Source organism: Luteitalea sp., from assembly GCF_022842525.1.
Taxonomy (GTDB): Bacteria; Acidobacteriota; Vicinamibacteria; order Vicinamibacterales; family Vicinamibacteraceae; genus Luteitalea.
Map to the genome: position 1 here is coordinate 1 of NZ_JALHPM010000267.1, position 6,375 is coordinate 6,375.

Below are 6,375 nucleotides of genomic sequence, written 5' to 3' on the forward strand. Positions count from 1 at the left end.
CGACAGCCCCTCGAACGGCTGGGTGGCGTCGTAGGCCCGCGCCAGCGCCAGTTCATCCTGGTGGAGCTTCACGCCCGGCCCCCGTCCGCGGCGTCACGCGTCATGGCACCCACACCCGGCGCCGACCGGCACCGCGACCTCGCCGCTCGCCGGCACGGCGACCAGCGGGATCACGGTCCGCGGCGCGGAGGCCGGCAGCGGCACGGACTTGCCCGCCGCGTAGATGGCGTGGCGGCCGCGCGTCTTGAACCACTCGGCCGTCGTGGCGTTCATGTGCATCTTCTCGACGATCTTCCGCCAGCCGACGCCGGTGTTGTACGCGCAGAACGAGATCTCGCCCATCTGCGTCGCGTACGGGATGATGCACATCTCCGTGCGCCTGAAGTCGTAGTTGAAGAGGTCCTGGAACCACATCCCCGCCACCAGCAGCACCCGCCACTCGTGGCGCCCCTCGCTGGTCAGCCCCATCCGCTTGCCGGTGTGCCCGTCGGCCACCTGCAGCATCTGCCAGAAGCCGAGTCCGCCGGGGGCGCGGCCGTACCTGAAGTTGCGCAGCAGCGCCAGGACGGCCTGCAGGGCCATGACCGGGCGTGACCGGTGTCGCTCGTTGATCGTCTTGAAGTCCTCGATCAATCGATCGGTGTCGAACACGTCGGCCATCGGCACGGCCTGCCGCGTCGTCGCGTTGACCAGGAACAGCGTGCCGATGCCGCAGTTGGGATGGCACCCGCACTTGAGGCTGCCCCACTGCGCGTCGAGGCCCGACAGGTTGTCGGTGAAGTCGGACAGGGGACCCGAGGCCGAGAGCGGGTACCAGTCGCGCAGCGGATCGGTGACACCCGTCTGCCGCTGCACGTCCTCGGCCAGGTGCGAGAGCGTGTAGCGCCATCGCGCACGCGTGTCGGCATCGAGGTGCTCGTCGCGACCGGTGAACGACACCGGCTGGAAGGACACGGCGTTGACCTTGTCGATGTGATCGATCGCGAAGCGGATCACCGGGCCGACCTGGTCGTTGTTGATCGTGTTGACGATCGTGACCACCAGCGTGACGTCGACGCCGGCCGCGTGCAGGTGCTCGATGGCCTTCTCCTTGACCTCGAACAGGTTGCCGACGGCGCGATGCGCGTTCTTCTCGTTGCCGATGCCGTCGAACTGCAGGTAGGCGAGCCGGAGGCCGGCCGCGCGCGCGCGGCGCGCGAACTCGGGATCCTGGGCGAAGCGGACGCCGTTGGTGGCGCACTGCACCGAGAAGTAGCCGACCTGCTTCGCGTAGGCGATGGCCTCGAGGAAATGCGGCGAGAGCGTCGGCTCTCCCCCCGAGAACTGCACGGTGAGCTGACGCCGGGGCTTCACCGTGATCGCGTCGTCGAGGATCGTCCGCACTTCCTCGAACGAGAGCTCGTGGACGTACCCCACCTGGTTGGCGTCCATGAAGCACGGGTCGCACATCATGTTGCAGCGATTGGTGAGATCCACCGTGAGCACGGCGCCCCGGCCGTACTTGATCGAGGAGGATCCGTGGTCGTGCAGCCGGTCCGGCGCCATCTGGAAGTCGCGCCCCGGGTACAGGTCCTCGATGCGGCGGAGGAAGCGCGCATTCACGGCCATCAGGTCGGACCAGGTGCCGTGCACCGGGCAGGTCTTCTCCATGTACACGCGGTTGTCGCGCTCGACGATACTCGCCCGGATCTCGCCGGGCCGCTCGTCGACCAGCACCCGCCAGTCCGCCTCGCCGGCGACGATCCGGTCACGAATGTCGATGACGCACGCGGGACACAGGGAATCCGTCTCGCGCGGGAAGCCGAGCGGAGGCGACGTGCGCTCCCGCTGCTTGAGCAGCGGCGCCGGCGCCCACGCCGGTTGGAACGGGCGATCGGGCACGAGACGGTTGACCCACTGCGCCGCGTGCCAGACACCCGACGCCAACGAAGACACCACGTCGCCCCACACTGCGGCCAGGCGCATCGGTCACCTCATGCGAACTGTTTGGAGCTCGTAGCTTGAGCAAAACGACGGCGCGCTGTCAAGCACGCACGGCTCACGTTTGACAGGCGACCGGGCCTTCGCTACCCTCGCCGCCATCGACGCCAGTCCAACTCCCGAGGCGCAGCCGGACATGATCCGGCTCGATGCCGTCGTCAAGCAATTCGACGGCAAGCGGCGGGTCGTTGCCCTGAACGACGTCTCGGTCAGCATCACGCGCGGCGAGATGGTCTCGATCGTTGGCCCGTCGGGCTCGGGGAAGTCGACGTTGCTGAACCTGATCGGGTGCCTCGACCGTCCCAGCAGCGGCGAGGTGAGCATCGACGGGCGGCGCCTGTCGGGGCTCGATGACGACGAGCTCACCCGGGTGCGCCGGGACACGATCGGCTTCGTCTTCCAGTTCTTCAACCTGCTCCCCACGCTGACGGCGCTCGAGAACGTGGCGCTCCCCCTGCACCTGCGCGGCTGGTCGCGGCACCGCGCCAGGGAGCGCGCGACGGAACTCCTGGGCGTCGTCGGCCTGGCACAGCGCGTCCACCACCTGCCCGAGGAGCTGTCGGGAGGCGAGCGGCAGCGCGTCGCGATCGCGCGGGCGCTGTCGGTCTATCCGCCCGTGCTGCTCGGCGACGAGCCGACCGGCAACCTCGACTCGCGCACCGGCGAGGACATCCTCGCGCTGCTCACCGACCTGCACGCGCGCCTCGGGACGACCATCGTGATCGTCACGCACGACATGCGCGTCGCGCAATCCTGCGGGCGCACGATCGCCATGCGCGACGGCCAGGTGGTCGGGGACGTGCGGCGGTGATCCTGCTGCGCCTGATCAGCTGGCCCTACGTGCGCAAGCACGCGGGCCGGGCGCTGCTCACCGTGGCCGGCATCGCAATCGGCGTGGCGGTGTTCGTCGCCATGCGCGCGGCCAACGACGCGGTGTTCGGCGCCTTCACGCAGACCGTCTCGCGGCTGGCCGGCGCGACCGAGTTGCAGGTGACGGCGGGCTTCAGCGGCTTCGACGAGGCGGTCCTCGAGCGGGTGCAGGCGATGCCCGAGGTCGCGGTCGCCTCGCCCGTGATCGAGGCCGTGGGTGCCACGGGCCTGCCCGGGCAGGGCAACGTGCTGATTCTCGGCATCGACATGACGGGCGACCGGAGCCTGCGCGAGTACGACCTCGAGAGCGGCGATGCGGCGGTGCTCGACGACCCGCTCGTCTTTCTCGCGCAGCCGGACTCGCTGATGATCACGGCCGAGTTCGCCCGGCGCAACGGCCTGCGCACCAACGACCGCCTCCCGCTCGACACCGTGGATGGGCGCAAGGAGTTCGTCGTCCGCGGCGTGCTCGGCGCCAGCGGGCTGAGCGGGGCCTTCGGCGGCAACCTCGCGATCATGGACATCTACGCGGCGCAGCACGTGTTCGGACGCGGGCGCCGCTTCGACAGGATCGACCTCGCGCTCACTCCCGGCGTGGCGCTCGATGCGGGACGGCAGGCGCTGCAGCAGGCCCTCGGACCGGGGTTCCAGGTGCAGACGCCGAGCGCACGCGGCCAGAGCTTCGAGTCGCTGCTCCGCATCTACCGCCTGATGCTCCGCTTCTCCAGCCTGTTCGCCCTCGTGATCGCGTTGTTCATGATCTACAACGCGTTCGCGACGGCGGTCACCCAGCGGCGCGCCGAGATCGGCATCCTGCGCGCACTCGGGGCGACGCGTGGGCAGGTCGGCCTCCTGTTCGTCGTCGAGAGCGCGGTCGCCGGGTGCCTCGGGTCCGCGGTGGGCGTGGCGCTCGGGTACGCGCTGGCCGGGGGCGTCGCCCGCCTGATCGGCACACTGCTCGAGGGCATCCAGGGCGTCGGCCAGGGGCAGGCCGAGGTGACGCCGACCCCGTGGCTGGTGGGCGTCGCGCTGGCGCTCGGCACGCTCACCAGCGTGCTGGCGGCGGCCCTGCCCGCCCGGGAGGCGGCGCGGGTGGATCCCATCAAGGCCCTGCAGCGCGGGCGCCTTCAGGTGCTCGGTGCCGGCGAGAATCGCGCCCGGACGCTCGTGGCGGCAGGCCTCGGCGCGCTCGGCGCGGCCCTGTTCGTCGGCACGACCTCACTGCCGGCCTTCTACGTCGGCTACCTGTGCCTGCTCCTGGCGGCCCTCCTGCTCACGCCGTGGCTCTCGGTGGCGCTCGTGCGACTGCTGCGGCCGGCGCTCGTGTGGCTCAGGCCTACCGAGGGGATGCTGGCCGCCGACAGCCTGATCGGGGCGCCCCGGCGGACGTCGGCCACCGTGTCGGCGCTCATGCTCGCCATCGCCCTCGTCGTCGGGCTGGCCGGGATCGGCCGCGCCAGTCATGGGCAGATCACCGAGTGGGCCGAGTCGGCGCTCAATCCGGACTTCTTCGTCACGGGCTCGCCCACGCTGACGGGGCGCGACTACCGCCTCCCCGAGGCGATGACGGGCGAACTCGCGAAGGTCGAGGGCGTGGCCATCGTGCAACGGATGCGGCAGCCCCGCGTGGCCTACCGCAACTCGCTCGTGCTGCTCATGGCCACCGACGTCGAGAGCGTCGGCCGCACCGCCCGTCGCACCGTCCTCGAGGGCGAGGCGGCCGACATGTACCGCCGGGTCGCCGCGGGAGAGGCCGCCATCGTCTCGGAGAACTTCGCGGCGGGTTTCGGCGTGCATGCGGGAGACGTCGTCGAGCTGGCGGCGCCCACCGGCATGCTCCGCCTGCCCGTGGCGGGGGTCGTGCGCGAGTACTCCGACACGCAGGGCGCCCTCATCGTCGACCTCGCCCTGTATCGGAAGCACTGGCAGGACGACACCGTCGATCTGTTCAGGGTGTACGTGTCGCCTGGTGCCGTGCCGGAGGAGGTCCGTGGACGCATCCTGACGCGGTTTGCCGACCAGCGACGTCTCTTCGTCCTCTCCAGCCATCAGGTGCGCGCCTACGTCGGGCGGATGGCCGACCAGTGGTTCAGCGTCACCTGGGTGCAGATCGCGGTGGCGACCCTCGTGGCCGTCCTCGGCATCGCCAGTTCGCTCACCGTCACCATCGCCGACCGCCGGCGCGAGTTCGGTGTGCTGCAGGCGATCGGCGGTCTTCGGCGGCAGGTGCGCGCCGCCATCTGGATGGAGGCGGCGACGCTTGCCGTGGTCTGCCTCGTGCTCGGACTCGTCCTCGGCGCGCTCCACCTGTACTTCGTGCTGCAGATCAGCTACCGCGACTACCCGGGCCTCAGGTTCGACTACGCGTATCCTTCGCTCGTGGCGCTGGCGGTGTGCCCGGTCATGCTGGCGGCCGCGGTGGCTGCGGCCATCGGTCCGGCGGAGTCCGCCGTGCGCGGCTCACTCGTCGAGGCACTCGAATATGAGTAAGTGGATGCTCATCCCATGCGCCGTGCTCGCCGCGGCGACGACCGTGACCGCGCAGGATGCCCGGCAGGTGGTCGCAGAGGCCCAGGCGCGGTCGACGACGAAGTCGCAGCGGTACGAGGGGCGGCTGCAGGTGGTGGACGCGGGCGGCAAGACGTCCGAGAAGCGGTGGACGTACACGCGCCTCGGTTCGCACGGGGCGAGCAAGACCATCATCCGCTTCACGGGACCCGCCGAGGTGAAGGGCGTCGCGCTCCTCATCGTGAACTTCCCCGACCGAGCGTCGGACCAGTGGATGTGGACGCCCGCCATCAACCGCGAGCGGCGCATCGCCACGCAGGACCGCCGCACGCGCTTCTTCGGCACCGACTTCAGCTTCGAGGACCTCGAGGAGCGCGACGTCGATCACCACACCTACGTGATGGAGGGCGAGGAGACGCTCGAGGGCGAGCGCTGCTGGAGAATCGCCTCGACCCCCAGGCCCGGCAGGCGATCGCAGTACACGCGTTCCACCCTCTGGATCCGCCAGTCGACCTACTCGTTCGCGCAGGTCGAGAACTTCAACGGAAGCACCCTCGTGCGCCGGCTCCGCTACAGGGACATGGCCAGCGTCCAGGGCATCTGGTCGGCCCGTACGCTGGAGATGCACGACTTCACGCGCAACAGCCGCACCATCCTCACGCTCGAGTCGCTGACCTACGATGTGCCCTTGCGCGACGACCAGTTCACGGTGCAGGCGCTGCAGCGCAGCTGATCCCGGCCGCGCCCGGCGAACACGCGCCCGGCCGCGCGCGCGCAGGCACGCATGGCGCCGACGCCTGCTCGCCGTCGTGCTGCTGGCGTGCGCGGGGCCGACACCGGCGGCTGCACAGCCGCAGACGTTCGAACAGCGCGGATACCTGGACCTGACGCTGACCGGTTATCCCCAGGAGGCCCTGAACGACCCCACGCAGGCCGTGGGTGACCTGCTGTTCCGCCACGAGGTCACGTGGCGGAAGGGCAGCCTGAAGATCGACGGGGCGTTCGACACCCGGGTCG

Annotated in this window: 5 protein-coding genes; 4 read left to right on the plus strand and 1 reads right to left on the minus strand. The window is 70.3% G+C overall.

Annotated features, from left to right (window positions below):
• Nucleotides 1-93 precede the first annotated feature (93 nt).
• The gene (locus Q0C41_RS28815; protein WP_291990023.1) at nt 94-1,965 is read right to left on the minus strand and encodes a radical SAM protein; all 1,872 of its coding nucleotides are present in this window, start codon (nt 1,963-1,965) and stop codon (nt 94-96) included.
• Nucleotides 1,966-2,116: 151 nt separating this feature from the next.
• Here Q0C41_RS28815 and Q0C41_RS28820 point away from each other — a divergent pair, with 151 nt between their 5' ends.
• The 4 genes from Q0C41_RS28820 to Q0C41_RS28835 form a co-directional block, all read left to right on the plus strand.
• Nucleotides 2,117-2,791 carry an ABC transporter ATP-binding protein gene (locus Q0C41_RS28820; RefSeq protein ID WP_291990025.1) on the plus strand — a complete coding sequence of 225 codons (675 nt, stop codon included), beginning with the start codon at nt 2,117-2,119 and terminating at the stop codon, nt 2,789-2,791.
• Nucleotides 2,788-5,340, plus strand: a complete 2,553-nt coding sequence (locus Q0C41_RS28825; protein WP_291990027.1) for an FtsX-like permease family protein — start codon at nt 2,788-2,790, stop codon at nt 5,338-5,340. The genes Q0C41_RS28820 and Q0C41_RS28825 overlap by 4 nt, the downstream gene beginning before the upstream one ends.
• Before the next feature lie 4 nt (nt 5,341-5,344).
• Complete coding sequence (locus Q0C41_RS28830; protein ID WP_291990029.1) at nt 5,345-6,091, plus strand: outer membrane lipoprotein-sorting protein; 747 nt, start codon at nt 5,345-5,347, stop codon at nt 6,089-6,091.
• A 76-nt stretch (nt 6,092-6,167) separates the two neighbouring features.
• Nucleotides 6,168-6,375 (plus strand): hypothetical protein (locus Q0C41_RS28835; protein WP_291990031.1); only part of this gene is annotated, 208 nt, incomplete at its 3' end.